General features: G+C 70.3%; 26 protein-coding genes and 1 tRNA gene. 8 read left to right on the top strand and 19 right to left on the bottom strand.

The annotated features are described in order from the left end of the window. Nucleotides 1-58 precede the first annotated feature (58 nt). A complete protein-coding gene (locus G5T42_RS14770) occupies nt 59-1,366 on the bottom strand; it encodes an anthranilate synthase component I family protein (RefSeq protein WP_165129549.1) in 1,308 nt (435 codons plus the stop codon). A 42-nt stretch (nt 1,367-1,408) separates the two neighbouring features. Between G5T42_RS14770 and G5T42_RS14765 the strand changes: the two genes are divergently transcribed. The 3 genes from G5T42_RS14765 to G5T42_RS14755 are packed head-to-tail and all read left to right on the top strand — an operon-like array spanning nt 1,409 to nt 3,873. Next, nucleotides 1,409-2,092: a DedA family protein gene (locus G5T42_RS14765; protein ID WP_165129548.1), complete on the top strand. Its 684-nt coding sequence runs from the start codon at nt 1,409-1,411 to the stop codon at nt 2,090-2,092. A gap of 4 nt (nt 2,093-2,096) precedes the next feature. Continuing rightward, nucleotides 2,097-3,134: a phosphatase domain-containing protein gene (locus G5T42_RS14760; protein ID WP_165129547.1), complete on the top strand. Its 1,038-nt coding sequence runs from the start codon at nt 2,097-2,099 to the stop codon at nt 3,132-3,134. 28 nt (nt 3,135-3,162) lie between these two features. Further along, the gene (locus tag G5T42_RS14755) at nt 3,163-3,873 is read left to right on the top strand and encodes an SOS response-associated peptidase (protein WP_165129546.1); all 711 of its coding nucleotides are present in this window, start codon (nt 3,163-3,165) and stop codon (nt 3,871-3,873) included. Here G5T42_RS14755 and G5T42_RS14750 read toward each other — a convergent pair. Beyond that, nucleotides 3,854-4,750: an arginase family protein gene (locus tag G5T42_RS14750; protein ID WP_165129545.1), complete on the bottom strand. Its 897-nt coding sequence runs from the start codon at nt 4,748-4,750 to the stop codon at nt 3,854-3,856. The two genes, G5T42_RS14755 and G5T42_RS14750, sit on opposite strands and share 20 nt — an antisense overlap. A 56-nt stretch (nt 4,751-4,806) precedes the next feature. Here G5T42_RS14750 and G5T42_RS14745 point away from each other — a divergent pair, with 56 nt between their 5' ends. Continuing rightward, on the top strand, nt 4,807-5,679 hold the full coding sequence (locus G5T42_RS14745; RefSeq protein ID WP_165129544.1) for a 3-methyladenine DNA glycosylase: 873 nt from the start codon (nt 4,807-4,809) through the stop codon (nt 5,677-5,679). Here G5T42_RS14745 and G5T42_RS14740 read toward each other — a convergent pair. The 5 genes from G5T42_RS14740 to G5T42_RS14720 are packed head-to-tail and all read right to left on the bottom strand — an operon-like array spanning nt 5,676 to nt 11,375. Further along, nucleotides 5,676-6,899 (bottom strand): glycoside hydrolase family 3 N-terminal domain-containing protein, encoded by a 1,224-nt coding sequence (locus G5T42_RS14740; protein WP_165129543.1) that lies wholly within the window; start codon nt 6,897-6,899, stop codon nt 5,676-5,678. The genes G5T42_RS14745 and G5T42_RS14740 overlap by 4 nt on opposite strands. Nucleotides 6,900-6,939: 40 nt before the next feature. Next, nucleotides 6,940-8,616, bottom strand: a complete 1,677-nt coding sequence (locus G5T42_RS14735; protein WP_165129542.1) for an acyl-CoA dehydrogenase family protein — start codon at nt 8,614-8,616, stop codon at nt 6,940-6,942. Further along, on the bottom strand, nt 8,613-9,698 hold the full coding sequence (locus G5T42_RS14730; protein ID WP_241245845.1) for a putative zinc-binding metallopeptidase: 1,086 nt from the start codon (nt 9,696-9,698) through the stop codon (nt 8,613-8,615). The genes G5T42_RS14735 and G5T42_RS14730 overlap by 4 nt, the downstream gene beginning before the upstream one ends. 52 nt (nt 9,699-9,750) lie before the next feature. Next, entirely contained in the window at nt 9,751-10,848 is a 1,098-nt protein-coding gene (locus G5T42_RS14725; RefSeq protein WP_347104483.1) for a PQQ-dependent sugar dehydrogenase, read from the bottom strand. Nucleotides 10,849-10,901: 53 nt separating this feature from the next. Then, nucleotides 10,902-11,375: a VOC family protein gene (locus tag G5T42_RS14720; protein WP_165129540.1), complete on the bottom strand. Its 474-nt coding sequence runs from the start codon at nt 11,373-11,375 to the stop codon at nt 10,902-10,904. Between the two features lie 70 nt (nt 11,376-11,445). Here G5T42_RS14720 and G5T42_RS14715 point away from each other — a divergent pair, with 70 nt between their 5' ends. Further along, nucleotides 11,446-12,291: an alpha/beta hydrolase gene (locus G5T42_RS14715; protein WP_165129539.1), complete on the top strand. Its 846-nt coding sequence runs from the start codon at nt 11,446-11,448 to the stop codon at nt 12,289-12,291. 81 nt (nt 12,292-12,372) lie between these two features. Here G5T42_RS14715 and G5T42_RS14710 read toward each other — a convergent pair. Then, nucleotides 12,373-12,445 (bottom strand) — tRNA-Ala (locus tag G5T42_RS14710). 121 nt (nt 12,446-12,566) lie between these two features. On the opposite strand from G5T42_RS14710, the gene G5T42_RS14705 reads away from it, so the two are divergent. Continuing rightward, on the top strand, nt 12,567-13,001 hold the full coding sequence (locus G5T42_RS14705; protein ID WP_165129538.1) for a VOC family protein: 435 nt from the start codon (nt 12,567-12,569) through the stop codon (nt 12,999-13,001). 12 nt (nt 13,002-13,013) lie between these two features. On the opposite strand, the gene rsfS is transcribed toward G5T42_RS14705, so the two are convergent. From rsfS to rplU, 9 genes are all read right to left on the bottom strand, one after another. Further along, nucleotides 13,014-13,394 carry a ribosome silencing factor gene (rsfS, locus tag G5T42_RS14700; RefSeq protein WP_165129537.1) on the bottom strand — a complete coding sequence of 127 codons (381 nt, stop codon included), beginning with the start codon at nt 13,392-13,394 and terminating at the stop codon, nt 13,014-13,016. Next, entirely contained in the window at nt 13,394-14,632 is a 1,239-nt protein-coding gene (locus G5T42_RS14695) for a hypothetical protein (RefSeq protein ID WP_165129536.1), read from the bottom strand. The genes rsfS and G5T42_RS14695 overlap by 1 nt, the downstream gene beginning before the upstream one ends. Beyond that, the gene (gene nadD, locus G5T42_RS14690; RefSeq protein WP_165129535.1) at nt 14,629-15,225 is read right to left on the bottom strand and encodes a nicotinate-nucleotide adenylyltransferase; all 597 of its coding nucleotides are present in this window, start codon (nt 15,223-15,225) and stop codon (nt 14,629-14,631) included. The genes G5T42_RS14695 and nadD overlap by 4 nt, the downstream gene beginning before the upstream one ends. Nucleotides 15,226-15,232: 7 nt before the next feature. Continuing rightward, the gene (locus tag G5T42_RS14685; RefSeq protein WP_165129534.1) at nt 15,233-15,454 is read right to left on the bottom strand and encodes a hypothetical protein; all 222 of its coding nucleotides are present in this window, start codon (nt 15,452-15,454) and stop codon (nt 15,233-15,235) included. A gap of 56 nt (nt 15,455-15,510) precedes the next feature. Then, nucleotides 15,511-16,770: a glutamate-5-semialdehyde dehydrogenase gene (locus tag G5T42_RS14680; RefSeq protein WP_165129533.1), complete on the bottom strand. Its 1,260-nt coding sequence runs from the start codon at nt 16,768-16,770 to the stop codon at nt 15,511-15,513. A 9-nt stretch (nt 16,771-16,779) separates the two neighbouring features. After that, nucleotides 16,780-17,625 carry a glutamate 5-kinase gene (proB, locus tag G5T42_RS14675; RefSeq protein ID WP_165129532.1) on the bottom strand — a complete coding sequence of 282 codons (846 nt, stop codon included), beginning with the start codon at nt 17,623-17,625 and terminating at the stop codon, nt 16,780-16,782. Then, complete coding sequence (gene obgE / locus G5T42_RS14670; protein ID WP_165129531.1) at nt 17,622-19,130, bottom strand: GTPase ObgE; 1,509 nt, start codon at nt 19,128-19,130, stop codon at nt 17,622-17,624. The genes proB and obgE overlap by 4 nt, the downstream gene beginning before the upstream one ends. Before the next feature lie 116 nt (nt 19,131-19,246). Next, a complete protein-coding gene (gene rpmA / locus G5T42_RS14665) occupies nt 19,247-19,504 on the bottom strand; it encodes a 50S ribosomal protein L27 (RefSeq protein ID WP_165129530.1) in 258 nt (85 codons plus the stop codon). A gap of 21 nt (nt 19,505-19,525) precedes the next feature. Beyond that, a complete protein-coding gene (gene rplU, locus G5T42_RS14660) occupies nt 19,526-19,834 on the bottom strand; it encodes a 50S ribosomal protein L21 (protein WP_165129529.1) in 309 nt (102 codons plus the stop codon). Nucleotides 19,835-19,993: 159 nt separating this feature from the next. Here rplU and G5T42_RS14655 point away from each other — a divergent pair, with 159 nt between their 5' ends. After that, complete coding sequence (locus tag G5T42_RS14655) at nt 19,994-20,266, top strand: DUF4031 domain-containing protein (RefSeq protein WP_165129528.1); 273 nt, start codon at nt 19,994-19,996, stop codon at nt 20,264-20,266. Nucleotides 20,267-20,289: 23 nt separating this feature from the next. Here the strand turns inward: G5T42_RS14655 and G5T42_RS14650 are convergent, their stop codons facing one another. Next, nucleotides 20,290-22,767, bottom strand: coding sequence for an Rne/Rng family ribonuclease (locus G5T42_RS14650; protein WP_165129527.1), 2,478 nt, complete (start codon nt 22,765-22,767; stop codon nt 20,290-20,292). Nucleotides 22,768-23,071: 304 nt separating this feature from the next. On the opposite strand from G5T42_RS14650, the gene G5T42_RS14645 reads away from it, so the two are divergent. After that, the gene (locus G5T42_RS14645) at nt 23,072-23,674 is read left to right on the top strand and encodes a vitamin K epoxide reductase family protein (RefSeq protein ID WP_165129526.1); all 603 of its coding nucleotides are present in this window, start codon (nt 23,072-23,074) and stop codon (nt 23,672-23,674) included. 22 nt (nt 23,675-23,696) lie between these two features. Here the strand turns inward: G5T42_RS14645 and ndk are convergent, their stop codons facing one another. After that, complete coding sequence (ndk, locus tag G5T42_RS14640; protein ID WP_165129525.1) at nt 23,697-24,110, bottom strand: nucleoside-diphosphate kinase; 414 nt, start codon at nt 24,108-24,110, stop codon at nt 23,697-23,699.

Here is a 24,110-nt window from a genome sequence, read left to right as displayed (position 1 = left end):
GTGAAAAAGCCGGGAGAGCGCGCGAAACGCGGGGTTCCAGGTTACCCGACGGGCGTCCTCACCAGCCGGGCGGCAGTGTCGCCCCCAGCGCCCCGAGGGGACCCCGCGCCTTCACCCCCACCTCGGCGACCTCGGCGGCGGCGTCCGAGCGCCACGTGATCCCTCCCCCGGCGCCGACGTAGGCGCCATGCGAATGGACGACGATCGAGCGGATGATCATGGCGAGGTCGAGTGCTCCGTCATCGCCGATCCATCCGAAGCACCCCGAGAAGACGCCGCGCGGCCCTCCTTCGAGGTCGTGCAGGATCGTCATGGCCGACAGCTTCGGCGCACCGGTCATGCTCCCGGCCGGGAAGGCTGCGTCGAGCAGCCGGCCGACCGTGACGTCGTCTTCGAGCGTGCCCGACACGGTGCTCACGAGCTGATGCACGGCGGGGTAGCTCTCGATGGCGAAGAGGCGCTCGACGGCGACCGTGCCGTCGAGGCACACGCGCGAGAGGTCGTTGCGCATGAGATCCACGATCATGACGTTCTCGGCGCGCTCCTTCTCGCTCGCGGCGAGCTCGGCGGCGAGCGCCGCGTCGGTCGCGCCATCCGTCCCGCGCGGCCGCGTGCCCTTGATCGGGTGCGTCCGAACGATGCCGTCGCCGACCTCGAGGAACAGCTCGGGACTCGCGCTCAGCAGCGCGACGGACCCCGACCGGATGAGTCCGCCGTGATGCGCGGGCGTGCGCGAGCGCAGCCGCCGGTAGGACTCGAGAGGATCGACGGATGCCTCGACGGCGAACCGCGTCGTGAGGCAGAGCTGGTACGCATCGCCCTCACGGATCGCATCGCGGCACCGCTCGATCAGAGCCTCGTACTGATCGGGCTCATGTCGCGCCAGGACCGAGACGGGCGCGGGTGCGGCATGCAGGGGCGGAACGGGATGCCTCACGGCCGCCCGCACGGATCGCGCGAAGTCGGCGACCTCCTCGCCGCACGCGAAGGCGTACGCCTTGCGGGCGGTGTGATCGAACGCGACCAGGCGCTCCGCCCGCAGCCACAGGTCGGACGGGACGTCGTCGCCGGGGTCGGCGGTCGGAGCGCCGGCGCGTGCGGCGCCCGGCTCGTAGCCGAGCCATCCCACCCAGCCGCCGCCGAACCGCCCCTCCGGACTGGATGCCCCCGCGCCGGCGCACGCGACATCCCGGACGACCGCCGGGTCATCGGCCCGATCGCCGGTGCCGATCCAGCTCCAGCCGGTCGTTGCGTCAGGTCCGGCATCCAGCCAGAACGAGTGCTCGAGCGTCGCGAACAGGGCGAGATAGAGGGTCTCGGGGTCGATCCAGACGTCGAGCGGCTCGGCGACGAGGGGATGCGACATCTTCCCAGGCTAGAGGGGACGCCCGCGCTCTAGGCTCGTGCCGTGAACGAGTTCCTCACGTGGCTGCTCGACGCCGTGCAGAGCGTCGACCCCGTCGTGAGGACGCTGATCGCCGGTGTCGCGGTGATGCTCGAGACGAGCATCCTGGTCGGTCTCGTGGTGCCGGGCGACACGGTGGTGATCGTCGCCGGCACGGCCGTGGCCTCGCTGCTCGAGGGCGTCCTGCTCGGCGTCGCCGTGGTGGTCGGCGCGCTCATCGGCGAGAGCATCGGCTTCTGGCTGGGACGGTTCCTCGGACCGAAGATCCGCGTCTCGCGGCTCGGGCGGCGCATCGGCGACGACAAGTGGGAGCGATCCGAGCGGTACCTCCGCCGGCGCGGCGGTCCGGCGATCTTCATCTCGCGCTTCCTCCCGGTGCTGCACTCGCTCGTACCGCTCACGGTCGGCATGAGCGGCTATCCGTATCGACGCTTCCTCGCATGGACCACGCCGGCGTGCATCGTCTGGGCGGCGCTGTACATCTCTGTCTCGGCGGCCGCCGCGGGCACCTACCGAGACCTCGCCGATCGCATCCACTACGCGGGCTATCTGTTCGTCGGCGTCATCGTGCTGTTCCTCGTGCTGGTGTTCGTGGGCAAGAAGATCATCGAGCGCGTCGAACGGCGCCATATGCACGAGGAGGAGGCCGCCCCGTCGGGCCGCTTCGAGGAGGACGTGGAAGACTGAGAGGATGCCCGCGAACGACTCCGGCCACCCCAAGGTCCTGTGGCTCGCCCGCCTCGAGTACCGCTTCCACGCCTGGCGGGAGCGTCGCGCGCGTGCGCGCAGCCACAAGCCGACCGTCACGCCGTTCCCCGGCTACGGCGGCGTCGACTGGGTGCGCGTTCTCGGACGCGTGCTCATCGTTCCGCCCGTCAAGCCCGCCAAGCCGGTCGAGACGGGCGAATACGCGAGGATCCGCGGGTGGCGCAGCTTCGCGTCGGTACCCGTCGGGTTCGCGCAGGTCACCGTCACGATCGCGGGCGTGAAGCACGAGGTCGTCGCCGACCGCGGCGGTGTCATCGACACGGTGCTGCCCGCCCGGCTCGAACCCGGCTGGCAGACGTTCGAGATGACGGTGGAGGGCGGCGAGCCCGTCGAGACCCGCGTCTTCGTCGTCGGCCCCGAGGTGAAGTTCGGCCTCGTCTCCGACGTGGACGACACGGTAATGGTGACCGCGCTCCCCCGCCCGCTGCTCGCGGCTTGGAACTCGTTCGTCGTCGACGAGCACGCCCGCCAGCCCGTGCCCGGGATGGCAGTGCTCCTCGAGCGCATCGCGCGGGAGAACCCGGGGGCGCCCGTCGTCTACCTCTCGACCGGGGCATGGAACGTCGCCCCCACGCTCATCAGGTTCCTCCGCCGTCACCTCTTCCCACCCGGGGCGATCCTCCTCACCGACTGGGGTCCCACGCACGACCGGTGGTTCCGCAGCGGCAAGGCGCACAAGCTCTCGAACCTGCGTCGCCTGGCAAAGGAGTTCCCCGACGTCAAGTGGCTCCTGATCGGCGACGACGGGCAGCACGACGACGAGATCTACACGACCTTCGCGAGTGAGAACCCGGCCAATGTCGTCGGTGTCGCGCTCCGTCGACTGTCGCCGGCTGAGGCCGTCCTCGCCGGTGGACGCACGGTCGTGGACGACCACGCCGCCGCGGTCCCGTGGGTCACGGAGTCGGACGGCGCCGGTCTGCTGGAGCGCCTCGAAGAGGTCGGCGTCCTCCAGGCCTGACGTCTGACCCCGCGCGTAGGCTGACGGCATGTGCGGAAGATTCGTCGTCGCCAACGTCGGCTCCGAGCTCGTCGGGGTGCTGCGTGTCGACGTGGAGGCCGAAGACCTGCCCGAGCCGTCGTACAACATCGCACCGACCTCCGAGGTCGCGATCGTCCTCGACTCGGCCAAGACCGAGCCGCCGACGCGGCGCCTCGAAGTCGCCCGGTGGGGGCTCGTACCGGCGTGGGCGAAAGACCTCAAGATCGGCGCGCGCGCCTTCAATGCCCGCGCTGAAGAGCTCGAGGACAAGCCGATGTTCCGCAAGGCCCTCGAGAAGCGGCGCGCGGTGGTGCCGGCATCCGGCTATTACGAGTGGAAGAAGGTCGGCGATCAGAAGATCCCGCACTACATCCACCCCGCCGACGAGTCACCGATGTTCTTCGCGGGGCTCTACGAGTGGTGGAAGGATGCCTCGAAACCCGACGACGATCCCGACCGCTGGGTGCTGAGCTTCACGATCCTCACCCGCGACTCGATCGGCCGACTGGGCTCGATCCACGACCGCATGCCCCTCTTCATCGACGCCGACCACGCCGATGCCTGGCTCGACCCCGACACCGACAACGTGCGGGACGTACTGGATGCCGCGATCGACGCCGCTCCGGCTATCGCGGACGAGCTCGAGAACCACGTCGTGAGCAAGGCGGTGGGCAACGTCCGCAACAACTCGCCGGAGCTCATCGAACCCGTCGAGTGACCTCCGAGCCGAGCGCCCCCAGCCCCGCGACGACCACGTCGGCGAGCAGACGGGCGAAGCGACCGTCGAGGTCGAGGTCGGGATCGAAGATGCAGACGTCCGCTCCGACGGCGTGCGGCGCGAGGCGCTGCAGGAGGAGCACGAGCTGATCCACGTCGATCCCCCCAGGGTCCGGACTGTCGACCGCGGGCATGACGGCCGGGCCGAGGATGTCGACGTCGAGGTGCAGCCAGAACCCGGAGCCGGCGAACCCGACCGCTCGCGCCCCGGCCGCGACGGGATCGGCCTCCACTTCGCTCGCCGTCACGACGTCGGCGATCGACGCCCGGACGAGCGAGGCATCCACGTCGTCGTCGCGGCAGCCGACCTGGACCGTGCGGCTCGCGGCGAAGTAGGGGCCGAGGCCCGCGATGTCGGCGACCTCCGGGATGTGGAGCCCGATCGCTGCCGCGAGAGCCTCGCCGCCCATGGCGTCCACGGGACCGCCGTTTCCGGGATGCCGGAAGTCGGTGTGCCCATCCAGGTACAGGAGGCCGGCATCTCTCCCGGCGAGCGAGACGCCCGCCGCGACCACGAGGCTGCAATCTCCGCCGAGGACCAGGGGTGCGTGACCCGCGTCCACCGCCGCTTTGATCCGCTCGGCGAGGCGCACCGCGTGGTCGATCAGCGCCGCCTCGTTCCGCACGTGGCCGGGCTCGACGACGTCGCGATACCTCCCCGGGATCACGACGCCTGCGTCGGCTCCGCCGGCGGCCAGCAGCCGCGTGTGGAGCCCGGCCTCGCGGAGCGCCTCGGGAGCCTTGCTCGTGCCGGGGACGGCGGAGGGTTCGGGCGGTCGCAGGCCGAGGTTCGAGGGTGCGGAGATGAGCGAGATCACCCGGCCAGTCTCGTCGGCCCCACAGACACTGCGGAGACCACGCCTATCCTCGAAGGATGACGATCCTCGCCCCTCCGCCGACGCGGCTCGACGCCGCGGAATGGCGGGCGCTCGAGGCGTCGCACCTGGCACGCGCCGATGCGCTGACCGCGGGCCACCGAGCCCGCGCCGCGCGCGGCGAGAAGCATCCGGTCGAGGACTTCCTCTTCACCTACTACTCGTACAAGCCCGCAGTCCTGCGCCGATGGCACCCCGGGGCGGGCGTCGAGCTGGCGGATGCCTCGGACTCGCCGCGGGCCGGATGGCGGTGGTACCGCCCGGGCGGGGCGCCCGGGTCGCTCTGCGTCGACGGCGACGGCTTCCGGGCGGAGAAGGCTCTCCTCGTCACCGGAGTCGAGAAGATCCTGCGGTCGACCGCCGGTCGTGCCGGGTCGTTCGGATGCTTCGGCCTGCACGAGTGGGCGATGGTCTATCGCCAGGGCGAGCACCGGCATCCCGTTTCCCTCCGCCTCGGTCAGGGCGGCACGGACGCCGTCGTCGAGGCGCACGATCTGCGGTGCACGCACTTCGACGCCTTCCGGTTCTTCACAGCCGAGGCTGTGCCGCGCAATCGGGAGACCCCGACGCGCGAGTCCCAGCCGATGCTCGAGCAGCCCGGCTGCCTGCACGCGGGCATGGATCTGTACAAGTGGGCGATCAAGCTCGGTCCGCTCGTGCCGGGAGACCTGCTGCTCGACGCGTTCGAGCTCGCACGCGACATCCGCGTGCTCGACATGGAGGCCTCGCCGTACGACCTCGCCGCCCACGGCTATCTGCCCGTGCGCATCGAGACGCCCGAGGGCAAGGCCGAGTACGTGCGGCGCCAGCGCGACTTCAGCACCCGGGGTCAGGCTTTGCGGGCGCGGCTCGTGGCCGCCCTCGGCGCCTAGCCGGCCGGCGCGCAGTCCGGGCAGGGAACGAGGCCGCGACCCTCGGCCGCGAGCTTCAGCCGAAGCGCGGTGACCCGTGCGGCCGCGTCGTCGAGACGCTCCGCCGGCACGGTGCCCGACTCCACCGCCGCGACGATCCCGTCCACGATCCGCGGCGCCGTAGCGGCCGTCGATCCCGTGACCGAGAGGAGGAGGTCGTTACCGGCTGCGAGAGCGGCGACGGCGTTGGCCACGGGGTCGCGGTACTCCGGGATGCCGGATGCCTCGAGCATGCCGAGATCGTCGGTCACGATGACGCCGTCGAAGCGGAGCTCCTCACGTGCGATGCGATGCCACTCCGCCGAGAGCGACGCCGGCGCGGGGTCGACGGCCGTGTAGGCGAGGTGTCCGAACATGAGCAGCTCGGCGCCCGCCTCGATCCCGGCGCGGAAGGGCGCGGCATCCGTCGTCGACCACTCATCCTTCGACATGCCCGTCGACGGGATGCCGCGGTGGGAGTCGCCCGGGGCGGCGCCGTGACCCGGGAAGTGCTTGAGCGTCGAGAAGGCTTCACCGGACTCGCCGCGGACCGCCGCCGCGACCCGCTCCGCGGACGCGGCCGGCGTCGTGCCGAGTGCCCGGCGGTAGATGAACATCCCCGGGTCGTCCGTCACGTCGGCGACGGTGCCGAAGTTCACTCCTATCCCGCCTCGCTCGACGAGCGCCCCACGGCCCGCGAACGCGGCGGCCGCGGCATCCGGAGCCTCCGACTTGAGGGTCACCGACGACGGGAATCGGTCCCACGGAAGGCGTGAGACATCGCCGCCCTCCTGGTCGATCCCGATGAGGGGCGGGAGCGCGGGGTCGAGAGTGAGGGAGGCCGTGAGTTCGCGGAGCGCCGACTCGGTCGCCGGGACGTTCGCCCCCATGAGGATGAAGCCGCCGATGCCCGTCCGCTGCATGTAGTCGCGCACGGCGGCGGGATCCGCCGAGGGGATGTGACCCATGACGACGGCCGCGGCCTTCTCCCGCGTCGACATCGCTGCAACGGCGGCGCGCGCGGCATCCGGGGCCCCGTCGGCGGGCGCCGCGGCGACCTCGACGCGAGGCGTCGCGTCGTAGTCGGGCGGCGGGAGACCGGTCGACCGCGCATCGGACGCGACGGCCGGACCGGTGGCGCAGAGCGCCGCGAGACCGGTCAGTACGGCGAGCGCCACGAGCGCACGCCGTCTGATCGTCATGCCGTCAGCCTAGGTCGCTCCTCCGGGAGCGGGCTGGGTGTCAGTGGCGGGCGACGATGGCGGCGGCATCCGTCCCGGACGGGAGCGCACCGTAGTGCCAGGTGCGCTCATCGCCCAGCCGCGCGGCGATGAACGTCTGGGCGTCGAGGCCGGGCGCATGACGGAGCATCAGCGACGCCTGGAACGCCAGCGCGAGCGCCTCTGTCAGCCTCCGTGCGTGCGCGGGCGCCGAGTCGGGGTCGCCGGCCACCGCGGCGAGGAGCGCGAGCGTCCGGTCGACGTGGCCGTCGAGGACGCCGGATTCGCCGCGCACCGTGAAGAGCTCGTCGGCGAATGCCTCCGCAGACTCGGGGTCGCGCGCCAGCGCACGCAGCACGTCGAGTGCGATGACGTTCCCGGAGCCCTCCCAGATCGCCATGACGGGCTGCTCGCGGAATCGCCGGGCCAGCGGGAACGTCTCGGTGTAGCCGTTGCCGCCGAGGCACTCGAGCGCTTCGTAGGCGTGGTGCGGTCCCCGCTTGCAGACCCAGTACTTCGTCACGGGCGTCGCGAGGCGCCGCAGGGCGATGTCGCGATCGGATGCCTCGTCCTCGAAGAGCTGGGCCAGACGCAGGCCGCTCAGCATGGCCGCCTCGGAGTCGAGCGCGAGATCCGCGAGCACCGCCGTCATCGCGGGCTGATCGACGAGGAGCGCGCCGAACGCCGACCTCCCTCGGGCATGCCAGACCGCCTCGGCGACGGACTGGCGCATCCCCGCCGCCGTTCCCAGCACGCAGTCGAGCCGCGTGCGCTGGACCATCTCGATGATCGCGCGGACCCCCCGTCCGGGCTCCCCGACGATCGTCCCGATGGTGCCGTCGAACTCGATCTCGGCCGAGGCGTTCGAGCGGTTCCCCAGCTTGTCCTTGAGGCGCTGGAGGCGGAAGACGTTCCGCGTGCCGTGCGGGAGCATCCTGGGCACGAAGAGGCAGCTCAGCCCCTCGTCGACGTTCCCCCGGCGCGTGTGCGCGAGCACGAGGAATCCGTCCGACATCGGGGCGGAGCAGAACCATTTGTGCCCCGTCAGCTGGTAGGCGTGGCCGCTCAGGTGCACGCCCCTCGTCGTTCCCGCGCGGACGTCCGAGCCGCCCTGCTTCTCGGTCATCGCCATGCCGACGAGGGCGCTCGTCTTCTGCTCGGCGGGAAGCAGTCGTGGCTCGTACTCGCGCGAGTAGAGCTTGGGCAGCCAGTCGTCGGCGATCCAGGGCGAGCCGAGCAGGGATGCCACGGCGGCATGCGTCATCGAGATCGGGCATGCGTGACCGGGCTCGACTTGAGCGAAGAGCATGAAGGTGGCCGCGCGGGCGACGTGGGCTCCCGGCCGCGGATCGGCCCACGCCGAAGTGTGGGCTCCCGCCGCGACGGCGGCGCTCGTGATGCGGTGGTACGACGGGTCGTATTCGACCTCATCGAGGCGGAAGCCCCATCGGTCGTGCGGGTAGGCGACCGGCGGATGGATGTTCGCGAGCTCCGCGTCCCGCTGGAAGTCGAGAGAGCCGACATGCCTGCCGGTCCGGTGCAGCGCGGCATCCGCCCACTCGGCGCCGAACGCGCGAACCCCAGCCATCAGCGGAGCGTTCAGCTCGTACTCGTCGACGCCGACGCGCCACGGCGGCTGATTCTCCACGTAGTGCGTCGCAGGCCCGATCACCCGCTCGCCGCGCGAGTACGACGTCACGGCAGCTCGATCTCCTGCGGCATCGCGAGGCGATACTGCTCTTCGGTCGTGAGCGGGGCGCTCGTCACTTTGTCGTGCATGAACGAGAGCTTCCGCCGCACGGGAGCCGAGATCTCGAACGGGTAGAGGTCGCCGAACCCCATCGCCCGGTTGATCCGGTTGAACGCCTCCGACATCCATTCCCAGTCCGACAGCAGCAGCGCGACGGACTCGTCACGGTAGGAGCCTCGTGGGATCACGTCGGTGTCGCGCAGATTCGTCGCTGTGGCGTCGAGATGGATGCCGATGGCCGCGGCGGTCTGCAGCGTCCCGGTGATGTGGAGGTAATGGGCGAAGGTCTCGGCGAAGTCCTCCCACGGATGCATCGTCGCGTACTCGGAGATGAACGACTCGTGCCAGTTCTCCGGAGCGCCCATCGAGTAGTGCCGTTTGATCGCGTCCTTGTAGCTCGCGCGTTCGTCGCCGAAGAGGTCGCGGCACTCGGCCCAGTCCTGGTCGGTGCGCAGGAGCACGTTCTGGTAGTAGTGCCCCGTCTCGTGCCGCAGGTGGCCGAGCATCGTCCGGTACGGCTCCCCGAGCTTGATGCGCAGTGCCTCCCGGCGGTCGTCGAGGCTCTCGGCGAGGTCGATCGTGACGATTCCGTTCGCGTGACCGATCATGACCGGTCGGCCGAGCGAGATGCTCGAGAGCAGGTCGAAGCCCAGTCCTCCGGGCTGCACGTCCCACGGGACGATCGGAAGGCCCAGGTCGCCGAGCTGCAACAGGAGCCGGCGCTTCGCCTCCTCCGTCTTGGCGAGCTTGGCCAGGGCGATCGTGTCGTCGGCATCGGGTCGCGTGCGGGTGAGACGGCACGAGAAGCACCGCCCCGCAGGCGCACCCTCCCACACGAGCCAGTTGCAGTCCCAGCCACGATTCGAGCACGTGTACCAGGTCTGGTCGCCGATGACGGCCCGGCCGCGGTGCACCCCGTAGAACTGCCGGGTCAGGATGTGGTACCCCAGCTCGGCGTCGCAGTTCGGGCACACCAGCGCATCGAGGTACAGGAAGTGCCGGCAGGCCGGGCACCGCGGTTGGGAGATCACTCGATCAACGTAGCGCCCGGTCCGCCGGCGGAGCAGGAGTCCGGGTCGCCCTTCAGCCTCGGGGGGCGATGTCGACGCGAAGCAGGAGATCGTCGCCGGCGCGCGGGGTGCCGCGGCCGTCGGTGTTGTTCGTCAGCACCCACAGCGAACCGTCGGGAGAGGCCACGACATCCCGCAGCCGGCCCTGCTCGCCGGTCAGGAAGGCGGCCGGCTCATCTGCGATGCCCGGAGCGTCGGTGTCGATGACCCAGAGCCGCTCGCCGCGGAGGCCTGCCATGAACACCGTGTCGCCCACGGCCGCGATGCCGCTCGGGCTCGCATCCGACGTCGGCCACGTCGCGACGGGATCCATGTAGCGGTCGTCGTCCTCCATGCCCTCATAGATCGGCCAGCCGTAGTTCACGCCCGGCTCGATGCGGTTGAGCTCGTCGAACGTGTTCTGACCGAACTCGCTCGCCCACATCGTGCCGTCGCTCGTCCAGGCGATGCCCTGGACGTTCCGGTGACCGAGCGTGTAGACCTCGTTGCCGAAGGGGTTCCCCGGGGCCGGTCGCCCCTCGGGCGTCAGTCGGAGGATCTTGCCGTTCAGCGAGTCCGGGTTCTGTGACGCGGTGCGGTCCTGCGCATCCCCGGTCGTGACGTAGAGCATCCCGTCGGGACCGAATGCGAGCCGCCCGCCGTTGTGGGTCGAGTTGCGGGCGATCCCCTCGATGACGACTTCGGGCTCGCCGAGGGCGAGCGAGCCGGGTTCGCCGGTGAGAGGCATCCGCACCACCCGGTTGTCATCGGAAGCCCCGTGATACGCATAGAGCCAGCGCTCATCGCCGTCGGTCCACACCGCGAGACCGTGGAGGCCCGATTCGCCGCCCGAGACGACGTCCGGCACGACGCCCACCTCCCGGAGGTCGCCTGACGCGGTGAGCTCGAGGATCGAGCCGTCATCGCGCTGGCTGACAAGCGCTCCCCCGTCATCGAGCGGCACGACGGACCAGGGAGCGGTGAGGCCCGAGGCGAGAGTGGTCGGTGCGCCGGTCGGTCGCCAGAACCCCTCCGCCGGGGCCGGCGGCCCGGATGCCGATCCCGACGGCGTCGAAGGCGTCGCCGTCGGCGGTATCGCCCCGTCGGGCGAGCTAGGGCTGCAGCCCGACACCGCGAGCGCGGCCAGAAGAACCGCGGATGCCGCGGCGAGACTGACCCGTCCGGTCACGAGTCGTTCGCGGCCGCCTCGACGGCGCCGATGTCGATCTTCTTCATCGCAAGCATCGCCTGAACGGCTCGGTGCGATCGATCCGGGTCGGGGTCGCGGATGAGCTGGATGAGGCGGTCCGGGATGATCTGCCAGGAGAGCCCCCACCGGTCCTTGAGCCAACCGCACGGCTGCTCCTCGCCCCCGTCGGTGAGGGCGTCCCAGTACCGGTCGACCTCTGTCTGGTCGGCGCACGACACGTAGAGCGAGATGGCCTCCGTGAACGGGAACTGCGGTCCGGCATCCATCGCGTAGTAGTCGCGGCCGCGCAGGCGGAAGTGCCCGTGCATGACCTTGCCGCTCATGCCGGGGACGCCGTCCGGATAGTGCGCGAGCGAGACGATCTCGGAGTCGGGGATGAGCTGTGTGTAGTAGGTGAGCGCCTCCTCTGCGTCGTTGTCGAACCAGAGGAAGGGCGTCACGTCGGTCATGGCCTCAGACTCGCGGAGGGCCCGGACACCCGCAAGGGGATCGACGGATGTCGGCAACTATCATGACGCCATGAAGCATCTGCTCGCGGCCGTCTCGGCCATCGCCGTTGCGGTCACGCTGGTCATCGCCCCCGCAACCCTCGCCTCCGCCCAGCCGATCGGCCCGACGGCCGCTGCGCCGTTGCAGCTGGCCGTCATGAGCGCGACCGTTGACGTCAGCCAGGACGGACGCCGCTTCTCGGCGCTTCTCGTGCAACCCACCGGTTCAGCACCCGGTGCCTATCCCGTCGTCGCGTTCGGGCACGGGTTCACCCAGTCACCGAGCCGCTACGGGTCGACCTTGAAGTCGATCGCGTCCCGCGGGTATGTCGTCATCGCACCGGCCTCGGCGACCGGCCTGTTCCCCGATCACTCCTCGTTCGCCGAGGACCTGTGGAGCGCCGTGATGTGGGCTCACCGAACGCAGCCCAACGCCCACCCCACCCTGGACGCCGTCCTGGGTCATTCGATGGGCGGCGGAGCGGCAGTCCTCGCGGCATCCCGGCACCCGGAGATCGAGACGATCGCGACGCTCGCGGCGGCCGAGACCCGGCCGTCCGCGGTGGCGGCGGCGCGCGCCATCGCCGTTCCGGCGCTGTTCGTCGTCGGCTCTTCCGACACCGTCGTGAAGCCGGCTTCGACGCGCCTCATCTACGACGCGAAGCCATCGCCCGCGACCTGGGTGTCGATCCCCGGCGGGTACCACTGCGGTTTCCTCGACTCGTCGTCCTTCCTCGGCCTGGGATGCGACCGCGGCTCGATCTCACGCGCGACCCAGCTCGCGATCTCCAACGCCCTGCTGGGTGACTGGATCGACGCGACCCTTCGCGGCGGCACGTTCGCGTGGCCGCCGACGACGGTCGGCGAACGCAAGTAGCGCGAGCCCAAGGCTCCCTCGCGAGGTGGTCGAAGACGAAAAGCAGAAGGCGCCCCGGTCGGGACGCCTTCTGCATTTCGGTGGACCTGAGGGGACTCGAACCCCTGACCCCCTGCATGCCATGCAGGTGCGCTACCAGCTGCGCCACAGGCCCATCTGCGACCCCGGGAAGCCCGAGGCAACCCGTCAAGCTTACAACATCCGGACGGATGCCTCGAACCATCGCGGGTGTCGGCGGGTCCCCTTACCGTCGGGAGCACGACGAAAGGGAGACCATGCCCACGCTCGGCAACATCACCTTCTACGCGAACGATCCACGCCGCCTGGCGCACTTCTGGGCGGACGTCTTCGGCTACCCCCACGAGGAGTGGGAGGAGCCGCTCAAGTCGCAGCTGCTCGAGAGTGGCCTCACCGAGGAGGACCTCTCCAAGCGGGCGCTGGCAGAGGACCCCGAGGGCAGGGGCCCTCGCTTCTTCTTCCATCACGCGGACGGCGCCAAGGAGGGGCGCAACCGCCTGCACCTCGACGTCAACGTCGCGCGCGGCCCCGACGACCCGCCGAGCGATCACTCGAAGCTCGACGCCGAGAAGGATCGCCTGGTCGCACTGGGTGCGATGGTCGTCCGACTCGTCGAGCAGGAGTGGGGTCCCTGGCCTGAGCGCTATTGGCAGATGCAGGATCCTGAGGGCAACGAGTTCTGCCTCCAGTGATCACCGTCCGTCCTACTGCGCCGGCGTGACCCGCTCCGGAAGGTCGATCGGAACCACGGGGCAGTCCTTCCAGAGCCGCTCGAGGCCGTAGTAGACGCGCTCCTGCTCGTGGAAGACATGGACCACGAGGTCGCCGAAGTCGAGCAGCACCCAGCGGGACTCCTGACGACCCTCGCGACGGAGGCGCTTGTGCCCCGCCTCGAGCAGCTTCTCCTCGATCTCGTCGGCGATGGCGGCGACGTTCCGCTCGCTGCGCCCTGTCACGAGCAGGAAGATGTCGACCAGCGGGAGCGGCTCGGAAACGTCGAGACCGATGAGGTCCTCGCCGCCCTTCGAGTCCGCGGCCGCCGCGGCGATCTGCAGCATCCGTCGTCCGTTATCACTCGCCGTCATCAGAACACTCCTGTCGCGAAAGCGAGGATGAGGACGCCGACGAGAGCGAGCGCGAGCACGCCGGCGGTGATGGCGAGCGTCAGCATGAGGCGCCCGCCCTTCTCGGGTGCCGGCGGCTTGATGATCTCGCCGGGCGTCTTGGCCGTGCTGATCGCCGCGCTCGCGGCGATCGGCGTGGGTGAAGAGTGGGCGGGCAGCTCGCCGTCCACGAGCACCGCGTCGACCTCTTTGCCGTCGGCCGTTCCCGGCGCGTGACCGGTCGAGCCGAGGCCCTCTGGCAGGTTCAGGGTTCCCGTGATGAGCACCTCGCCCGTCGCCGTGACCGGAGCGACGATGGGGCCGCCGTCGGGCGACTGGGAGAGGATCAGCGCATTGGGCGTCGCGACCGATCCGCTCGACGAACGCGCGATGAGGTCGTCGAACGACGGCGGAACCGCCTCGGTGCTCCCGGTCTCGCCGGCGAGCAGCGCGGCACCGAACCCGGGGTCGACGACCCGCGGGGTGCCGTCCTCTTCGTGCTCTTCGTCCTCTCGGTCTTCTTCGACGCCCGGCTCCGCCGCGGCGGAACGGAAGATGTCGGAGGCATCCGACGTCTCGTCGTCCGCGAGGATGTCCGAGGTGTCGTCCGAGGTGTCGTCCGAGGTCTCTTCGAGAAGCGCGACCGGACCGTCGTCTGCCGGGGCCTCTTCGACGACGACGACCTCGTCAGAGGTGTCGTCCTCGACGATGACGGGTGTCGGTCCCGACTCCATGCCGAGGGCGGCGAACGGGTTCTCGCCCGTTTCGGGGTTCGAGGAGGGAACGCGGTCGACGAGCGGCGGGAAGACGGGCGGCACGGGATCAACGGCCGGCGTGGACGCTGACTGCGCTGCATAGGCGGCGGCGACATCGGGGGTGATGACGGGCACGGAGGCGGTGCGGATACGCTCCTGCTGCCGCGCCTGACGACGGGTCAGGGGCGAGACGCCGAGGTCCACTCCGCGGTCGGGCCCCGGCGGCTCGGGAAGCACGATGGGCTCCGCGGGCCGCGGAAGCGGAGCGACAGGGGGGAGGGATGCCTCGACCGGCGGAGGCGCGACGGGCGCGGCATCCGTCTCATCCTGCGGGGCAGCAGACTCCTGCGTCGCGACGGTCGGGGCGGCGCTGGTGTCGATGACGGGGGTTGCTCCGGTGTTCCGGATCTCTCGCAACTGCTTGCGGGTGAGCGGTGGAGTCTCGGGGTGCTCGGGTGTGCTCATTCCTTGCTCCGGTAGAGATGGTGCTTCGCAATGTATTGGACGACGCCGTCCGGAACGAGATACCACACGGGGTGACCGTGACGGACGCGGTCGCGGCAGTCCGTCGATGAGATGGCGAGGGCCGGGACCTCGAGCTGACTGACATCGTCACTGGGCAGCCCGTCAGTGCTCAGGACGTGCCCGGGGCGGGAGACCGCGACGAAGTGGGCGAGTTCCCACAGTTCATCATGATCTCTCCAGCTGAGAATCTGCGCTATGGCGTCGGCGCCGGTGATGAAGAAGAGCTCGGCGTCGGGTCGCTCGCTCTTGAGGTCGCGCAGAGTGTCGATCGTGTACGTGAGTCCCCCGCGGTCGATGTCGACGCGGCTCACGGTGAACTGGGGATTGGATGCCGTGGCGATCACCGTCATGAGATAGCGATGCTCGCTCAGGCTGACGTCGCTCTTCTGCCACGGCTGGCCCGTGGGCACGAAGACGACCTCGTCGAGATCGAATGACTGAGCGACTTCGCTGGCAGCCACGAGGTGACCGTGGTGGATGGGATCGAACGTCCCGCCCATGACCCCGATCCTCGGGGCTCGTGCCACCGTCATGCGCGCCTTAGTGGCCGTGGCCCGCCTGCTGAACGTCGTTCGCGTGGGCGCGGGCGTAGGCCTCCGCCTTGTGCGCATGACGGTTGGCGACGTTGCGGTAGGTCAGAGTGACGAGCGCGAGGGAGACGAAAACGACGATCGCGATGATGCCGAAGCCGACGGTCTCGAGAGCGACGTTGTGGTGTTCGGCCTCTTCTGCGGCGAGGGCGATCAGCGTAGCGACGGTCATTCGATCTCCGTTTCGGGCTCACGCCCCCTTCGGGCGCGCTCGACCAGTCTATGCCGTCAGGCCCGGACCTGCCCGGAGCCCCGCGCGAGCCACTTCGTGCTGGTGAGCTCGGCGAGGCCCATCGGACCCCGCGCGTGCAGCTTCTGCGTCGAGATGCCTACCTCGGCGCCGAAGCCGAACTCCCCGCCGTCGGTGAAGCGCGTCGACGTGTTGACCATGACGACCGCCGAGTCGACTTCGGCGAGGAAACGCTCGGCGTTCGCCTCGTCCTCCGTCACGATCGACTCGGTGTGGTGGGTCGAGTAGGTGCGGATGTGGTCGAGTGCGTCGTCGAGGTCGTCGACGACGCGCATCGCGAGGTCGAGCGACAGATACTCGGTCTGCCAGTCTTCGTCCGTCGCGGTGACTACTCCCCCGGCGAGCCCCTGGACGACGCCGTCTCCGTGGACCGTGACTCCTCGGGCCCGCAGCGCATCGACGAGGGGCGGCACGAGACGCTCGGCCGCGCCGCGGTGTACGAGCACCGTCTCGACCGAGTTGCAGACGCTCGGCCGCTGGACCTTCGCGTTGACGACGATGTCGCGCGCCCAGTCGAGCGGCGCCGTCTCATCGAGGACGATGTGCACCACACCGGCGCCCGTCTCGATGACGGGGACGGATGACTCGGTCACGACCGTCTCGATGAGCTGGGCGCTGCCTCGAGGGACGAGGACGTCGACGATCCCGCGCGCCTGCATGAGCGCCTTGGCGCCCTCGCGGCCGAACTCGTCGACCGTCTGGATCGCCTCGGGGTCGATCCCTCGGTCAGCCAGTGCGGCGCGCATCGCGCGGACGAGGGCGGCGTTCGTGAGCTCGGCGGCCGTCCCGCCGCGGAGCACGACCGCGTTGCCGGAACGGAGTGCGAGCGCGGCGATGTCGACCGTCACGTTCGGTCGGGCCTCGTAGATCGAGCCGACCACACCGAACGGCACGGACACCTTCGTGAGCTCGACGCCGTTCGGCAGCGTCCGCTCGTCCAGCACGCGGCCGACCGGGTCGGGAAGGGCCGCGATGTCGCGGACGGCGGCTGCGAGAGCGGCGACCCGCGGCTCGTCGAGCCGCAGACGGTCGAGCAGCGCCTCCGAGAGCCCCGTCTGCCGGCCGCGCTCGAGATCCTCCGCGTTGGCGGCCACGACATCCGCCGCCGAGGCCTCGATCGCATCGGCGATCGCCCGCAGCGCGCTGCTCTTCTCCTCGTCGGTCAGCAGGCCGATGCGGCGTGCCGCATCCTTGGCGAGCAGCATGCGCTCGCGCGGAGTCGTCGCGGTCGTGGTCATCGCCCCAGTTTATCGGCGGCCGTTTCCGGCGCCGGCCGTGCGGACCGGCCCTGTCGGCGCCGGAGCCGAAGGCTCGGGGTTGGGATCGAACCACGTGCCGATCTCTGCTCCGGCGAGGGCCTCGTCGACGAGATCCGCGCTCGTGACGAGGACGCCGACCCCGGATGCCGCGGCCAGCCGCGCAGCCGACACCTTGGTCGCGGCACCGCCGGTGCCGACGCTGTTGACGACGACCGAGCCGAATTCGAAGCCGTGCAGGTCGTCGCCGTACTCGACGCGCTCGATGGGCCGCGCGCCGGGCTGGTCCGGCGGACGGGTGTAGAGCGCTTCGATGTCGCTCAGCAGCACGAGGGCGTCGGCGCCGATGAGCTCGGCGACGAGCGCCGCGAGGCGGTCGTTGTCGCCGAAGCGGATCTCGTGCGTCGCGACCGTGTCGTTCTCGTTGACGACCGGGAGGATGCGCAGGCCCAGCAGCCGCTCCATCGCGCGTCGTGCGTTCGAGCGGTGGGTCGCGTTCTCGAGGTCGCCGGCCGTCAGGAGCACCTGGCCTGCCACGATGCGGAAGGGGCGCAGCGCGTCCTGGTAGCGGTAGATGAGGACGTTCTGACCGACGGCGGCTGCCGCCTGCTGGGTCGCCAGGTCGGTCGGCCGCTCGCCGAGCGCGAGGTACGGCATGCCCGTCGCGATCGCGCCGGACGACACGAGGACGACCTCGGTCCCCCGGCCGTGGGCGGCCGCGAGGGCCTCGACGATCGGCTGGATCTTCTCGGCGTTCTCGCCGCTGATCGACGACGAGCCGACCTTGACCACGACGCGCCGAGCCGCGGGGAGGTCGGCGCGCACGCGGGCGGTCACGAGCCGTCCTCCTCGTTCCACTCCGCTCCGGCGAGGCGCTCGGCTTCGAGCTGGGCACGGGCGTCGGCCTTGGCATCCATCCGCTCGTGATACCGCTCGCGACGCTCCGAAGTGGTGCGGCGACCCGAGGCATCCAGTCGCGCGTCCGTTCCGCGCGGTGCCGTGATGAGCTCGGCGGTGGAGCTGAGCGACGGGTCCCAGTCGAAGACGACGCCGTCGCCCTCGCCGATCACGACCGTCGCGCCGGGCGTGGCGCCCGCGCGGAAGAGCTCGTCCTCGACGCCGAGCTTGTTGAGCCGATCGGCGAGGTAGCCGACGGCTTCATCGTTCTGGAAGTCGGTCTGCTGCACCCAGCGCAGCGGCTTCTCGCCGACGATGCGGAAGATGTCGCCGTACGTGCCGCCTTCGACGCGGACGCTGAACTCCTGCTCGGAGCCCTTGGGGCGGATCACGATGCGCTCCGGCGCGGGCTTGACCGCCTCGTCTGCGCGGTGACGCGCGACGACGTCGCCGAGGGCGAAGGTCAGCTGACGCAGCCCCTCGTGGCTGACCGTGGAGATCTCGAAGACCCGGAAGCCGCGGGCCTCGAGGTCGGGCCGCACCAGATCGGCCAGATCCTTCGCCTCGGGCACATCGACCTTGTTGAGGGCGACGAGCTGCGGGCGGTCGAGGAGCGGCACCTGGCCCTCGGGCACCGGGTACGCGGCGAGCTCGGCGAGGATGACGTCGAGGTCGCTCAGAGGGTCGCGCCCGGGCTCGAGCGTCGCGCAGTCGAGCACGTGCACGAGGGCCGTGCAGCGCTCGACGTGGCGGAGGAACTCGAGGCCGAGGCCGCGGCCCTCGCTCGCGCCCTCGATCAGGCCGGGCACATCGGCGACGGTGAAGCGCACGTCCCCCGCCTGGACGACGCCGAGGTTGGGGTGCAGCGTCGTGAAGGGGTAGTCGGCGATCTTGGGTCGCGCCGCCGAGATCGCGGCGATGAGGCTCGACTTGCCGGCCGACGGGTAGCCCACGAGCGCGACGTCGGCCACGGTCTTGAGCTCGAGGAGGACGTCGCCCTCCCAGCCGGGCGTGCCGAGAAGGGCGAAGCCCGGCGCCTTGCGCTTCGGCGACGCGAGCGCCGCGTTGCCGAGCCCGCCCAGCCCGCCCGGAGCGACGATGAAGCGCATCCCGGGCTCGATGAGGTCGACGAGCGTCTCGCCGTCGGGGTCCTTCACGACCGTGCCGACGGGCACAGGGAGGTCGAGCGACTCCCCCGCGGCGCCGGAGCGGTTGTCGCCCATGCCGAAGCCGCCGTTGCCCGCGTTGCGGTGCGGCGAGTGGTGGTACGAGAGGAGGGTCGTGACCTGGGGGTCGGCGACGAGCACGATGTCGCCCCCGTGGCCCCCGTTGCCGCCGTCGGGGCCGGCGAGCGGCTTGAACTTCTCACGACGGACCGACACGCAGCCGTTCCCGCCCTTGCCCGCACGCAGGTGCAGCGTGACCCGGTCGACGAAGGTGACCATGGCGTTCTCCTGAACTGTGTGGCGTAACTGTGTGGCGGAAAGGCAGCGAGGGGCGAGCCGAAGCCCGCCCCTCGCGAAGACTGCTTTGCTGAGCCAGTGGCTGAGCCTGTCGAAGCCTACTCGGCGGCTGCGACGATGTTGACGACCTTGCGGCCGCCCTTGGTGCCGAACTGGACGGCACCGGCCGACAGCGCGAAGAGCGTGTCGTCGCCACCGCGGCCGACGTTGGCGCCCGGGTGGAAGTGCGTGCCGCGCTGGCGGACGATGATCTCGCCCGCGTTGACGACCTGGCCGCCGAAGCGCTTCACGCCGAGCCGCTGGGCGTTGGAGTCACGGCCGTTACGAGTGGAGCTTGCGCCCTTTTTGTGTGCCATCTCTCGAGTCTCTTCCTGGACTTACTTGATGCCGGTGATCTTGACGCGCGTGAGGTCCTGACGGTGGCCCTGGCGCTTCTTGTAGCCGGTCTTGTTCTTGAACTTCTGGATCACGATCTTCGGGCCGCGCTCCTCGCCGAGGACCTCGGCGGTGACGACGACCTTCGAGAGCTTGTCGGCATCCGTCGTGACGGCGTCGCCGTCCACGAGCAGAACCGCGGGGAGCTCGATCTTGTCGCCGACCTTGGCCGCCTGGCGGTCGAGGACGACGACCGTGCCGACCTGGACCTTCTCCTGCCGGCCACCGGCGCGCACAACTGCGTAAACCACTTCACACCTTGTTTCTTCTTGGAGCGCACGCGCTCGGGATGTCGTCGAAGACGTGGTGCGGATTTCTCGACGCACCAAAGGACTACTTTACCGGATGCCTCGGCAAACCCCAAAAGCGCGCCGAGCCGTGTCGCTGCTCGCCGTGCATAGGATCGGCACGTGGCGATCCTCATCGACGATCCGCGCTGGCCCGCCCACGGGAGGCTGTGGGCGCACCTGGTCTCGGACGACAACCTCGAGGAGCTGCACGCCTTCGCCGCGGCGAACGGGATACCCCGCCGCGGATTCGACCGCGACCACTACGACGTCCCCGACGAGGCGCACGCGCGCCTCGTGGCCGCGGGCGCCCGACACGTCGACGGCCGGACGCTCGTGCGCGCCCTCATCGCCTCGGGCTTGCGCGTGACGGCGCGCGAGCGGCGCCAGGCCTGAGCCTGCGCCGCCGGCGCGGACCGTCACTCGCCCTGGGCCGGCAGGTGCGGCACAGGCGTGCCAGTGAGGGCCGCCGTCGTGACCCGACGGCGCGAGCGGCCCTGACCGGGTGCCTTCGGCTCGGGCAGAGCGTTGAGCACCGAGTCGAGGAGCATGTCCTTCTCGGTCTTCGGGGCCTTGGACTCGCGCTTCTTGCGGGGCTTCTTGGGGCGCTCAGCAGGCGCCTCCGCCGGGATCTCGATCACCGGGACGGCCGAGCCGCCCGCCTCGACGGGCACGTCGTCATGGTGGTGGATCGTGGATGCCGCGATCTGCGCGAGCGCCGACTTCACGCCCTCGGTGATGACGTGCGTGCCGTTCGCCGGCGCGGGCGCCGTGCCACCCCGCGGACGACGACTGCTCTGCGGGCCTGCTGCGGCAGCGCCGCGGTGCTTCACGACCGGATCGTGGTGCACGATGACGCCGCGCCCGGCGCACACCTCGCAGGCCTCGCTGAAGGTCTCGAGGAGGCCGAGGCCAAGCTTCTTGCGGGTCATCTGCACGAGGCCGAGCGATGTCACCTCGGCGACCTGGTGCTTCGTCCGGTCGCGGCTCAGGCACTCGACGAGGCGGCGGAGAACGAGGTCGCGGTTCGACTCGAGCACCATGTCGATGAAGTCGACCACGATGATGCCGCCGATGTCACGCAGGCGCAGTTGCCGGACGATCTCCTCCGCGGCTTCGAGGTTGTTCTTCGTGACGGTCTCTTCGAGATTGCCGCCGGAGCCGACGAACTTGCCCGTGTTGACGTCGATGACGGTCATCGCCTCGGTGCGGTCGATGACGAGCGAGCCGCCGGAGGGCAGCCACACCTTGCGGTCCAGCGCCTTCTCGATCTGCTCCGTGATGCGGAAGTCGTCGAACGGGTCGCCGTCGCCTTCGTACGCCCCGACGCGGTCGAGAAGATCGGGCGCGACGCTCGAGAGGTAGTTCGTGATCGTGTGGTGCGCGTCCTCGCCCTGGATGAGCATCCGCGAGAAGTCCTCGTTGAAGACGTCGCGGACGATCTTGACGAGCAGGTCCGGCTCCGAGTGCAGGAGCGACGGTGCCTGGATGGTCTCGACCTGCTTCGAGATGTGCTCCCACTGGTTGGTGAGGCGCTGCACGTCGCGGGTCAGCTGCTCCTCGGTCGCGCCCTCGGCCGCGGTGCGCACGATGACGCCCGACGACTCCGGGAGGACCTCCTTGAGGATGCGCTTGAGGCGCGCCCGCTCGGTGTCGGGGAGCTTGCGCGAGATGCCGTTCATGGCCCCGCCCGGCACGTACACGAGGTAGCGTCCCGGCAGCGAGATCTGGCTCGTGAGGCGAGCGCCCTTGTGGCCGACCGGGTCCTTGGTGACCTGCACGAGGACCTTGTCGCCGGTCTTGAGGGCGAGCTCGATGCGGCGCGGCTGGTTGCCGGTCTCGACGGCATCCCAGTCCACCTCGCCCGAGTACAGCACGGCGTTGCGGCCTCGGCCGATGTCGACGAACGCGGCCTCCATGCTGGGGAGCACGTTCTGCACGCGGCCGAGGTAGACGTTGCCGATGAGCGAGGCGTCCTGGTTGCGAGCGACGTAGTGCTCGACGAGCACGTTGTCCTCGAGCACCGCGATCTGGATACGGCCGTTCTTCGAGCGGACGATCATGACGCGGTCGACCGCCTCACGGCGTGCGAGGAACTCGGCCTCCGTGACCACCGCGCGGCGGCGCCCCGCTTCGCGGCCGTCCCGACGACGCTGCTTCTTGGCCTCGAGGCGCGTCGAGCCCTTGATGCGCTGCGGCTCCGTGATGAGCTCCACGGCGCGCTGACGCGGGTGCGACGGCTTCTCGGGAACCGCGTCGGACGGGCCGTCGGATGCCTCGTCCCGGCCCTCTCCCCCGCGGCGCCGGTTGCGGCGGCGCGACGACGACCCGGCGGGCTCGTCGACGAGCGGCTTCTCCTGGCGGCCCGGACGGGGCGGGAGCACCGTGATCTCGGGCGCGTAGAAGTGGAGCTGCGTCGACACGGCAGACACGAAGACCTCGGGCAGCAGGCCCAGGCTCACCGCTGTGACGGTGTCCGTCTCCGATCCCGCCTGCTGCTCAGGGTCGCCCGAGGGCTCAGTGTCCGGCTCGGACTTCGACTCCTCGGGGGTCTCCGACTCCGGTGCCGGGGCAGGCTCGCCGGGCGTCTCCGACTGCGACGCAGAGGGGATCTCGGCCTCGTCTGCCGACTCGACCTCGGCGGCCGGCTCGACCGGCTCGGCGCCGGGCTCCGCCGTCTCGGCGGGGGTCGCGGCATCCTGAATCGGCTCGTCCGTCTGATCGGGTGCGGGAGCGCCCTCGTCGTCCGTGCTCTGGGGCTCTTCGCCGCCCTCGACCTCGACCAGTTCGACCGACTCGATGACGGACTCCAGCTCGTCGCGGGCAGCCTCGGACTGCTGCGGCGTCAGTGGAGCTTCTGTCTCGGGGTCGAAGGGTCGGTTGTTCTCATCTGCCATCACCGGCGTACTCCCTGCGGGGCGACACCGCGCGTCGCCCGGCGAAATCTCGTGCGGCGCCGCACCTGCGGTGCCGCGAACTCACTCGGTCTGCAGCGGGATCCGGCTCGTCGGCGGGACTTCGCGCTGCGAAAGGGCTGTCATCGCCCTGAAGTCTTCTGTGATGCGCAGGCGGCGCGGCCGCGACGCATCGAGGACCATTATCGCACTTTCCCCCGCCGATTGCGTGGCGGCGCGTGCGAGCGGTCCCGGCGCGGCGTGGGGACGCGGCATCCGCACAGTCCTCGATGCCATAATCCGAGGCATGCCTTCGCCCCAGTCGCACACCCGCCCCACCGCGATGGCCGTCTGGCTGATCATCGCGGGGGTCATCGGATGGTGGGCGGCCTTCTCGCTCACGATGGAGAAGTTCCACGCCCTCGCGAACCCGGGTGAAGCCGCGTCGTGCGACTTCAGTCCGCTCGTGCAGTGCACCAAGAACCTGGACTCGGCGCAGGGCAGCGTCTTCGGCTTCCCCAACCCGATCCTCGGGCTCACCGGGTGGGTCGCCCCGATCGTCGTCGGCATGGCCATCCTCGCCGGGGCGCGCTTCGCGCGCTGGTTCTGGCTCTGCTTCTGGGCGGGGATCGCGTTCGCGTTCGGATTCGTGATCTGGCTCATCAGCCAGAGCATCTTCGTGCTGGGAACGTTGTGCCCGTGGTGCATGGTGACCTGGGTCGTGACGATCCCGACGTTCTACGTCGTCACCATCCACCTGTTCCGGGCGGGGATCATCCCCGTGTCGAACCGCGTCCGCCAGGGCGCCGACAAGCTCATCGGCTGGGTGCCGCTCATGGCGATCGTGAGCTACGCCATCGTGGCGGTGCTGGCGCAGGTCCGCCTGGACGTCCTGGGCGCCCTCTTCTGAGAACGGATGCCGCGGCTCGGCGTCAGAACCAGATCGCGAGCTCGCGCTGCGCGGACTCGACCGAGTCGGAGCCGTGCACGAGGTTCTGCTGAACCTTCAGGCCCCAGTCGCGGCCGAAGTCCCCGCGGATCGTGCCGGGCGCGGCGGTCGTCGGGTCGGTGGTGCCGGCGAGGGACCGGAAGCCCTCGATGACGCGGTTGCCCGCGAGGCGGATCGCGACGGAGGGGCCGGACATCATGAACTCGAGGAGCGGCTCGTAGAACGGCTTGCCGTCGTGCTCCGCGTAGTGCTTCTCGAGGGTCTCGCGGTCGGGCTCGACGAGCCGGATGTCGACGAGCGAGTAGCCCTTCGCCTCGATGCGGGCGAGGATCTGCCCGGTGAGCCCGCGGGCGACGCCGTCGGGCTTGACGAGGACGAGGGTTTCTTCGGTGGCCAA

The sequence above is a fragment of the Microbacterium sp. 4R-513 genome (assembly GCF_011046485.1).
Classification (GTDB): domain Bacteria; phylum Actinomycetota; class Actinomycetes; order Actinomycetales; family Microbacteriaceae; genus Microbacterium.
Note: the sequence above shows the minus strand (reverse complement) of the source record. Positions and strands in the feature narration are given on the sequence as shown.